The 260-nt window shown below is 57.7% G+C and carries 1 protein-coding gene; it reads left to right on the forward strand.

Annotated elements, in window-relative coordinates; all coding sequences use genetic code 11:
- The coding region (locus Q4563_RS20685; RefSeq protein ID WP_303605852.1) for a hypothetical protein at window positions 1-196 on the forward strand (196 nt) is incomplete at its 5' end.
- Between the last annotated feature and the right edge of the window lie 64 nt (window positions 197-260).

The raw sequence follows: 260 nt of genomic DNA on the forward strand, positions 1-260 counted from the left end.
GTTTGGTATGTTGGGTTATGTCGAACCGCTGTTGCTGTTTGTGGTGGCCTTGCTGTTGGGTGAGCCCTTTGCTGCAGCGGATCTGTGGATGTATGTCCCTATCTGGCTGGCGGTGCTGTTGCTGGTGCTGGTGCTGGTGCTTCATGGTGTCCGGCAGCTGGGCCGACAGCCACGGCCTGCACTACCTCGTTTCTGAAAAGCTGGATCTTTACAAAGCCGCGCGGACTGAGGGCGTGAACTGCCAAGACGGAGTCATGCAC

The organism is Gilvimarinus sp. 1_MG-2023 (assembly GCF_030548285.1).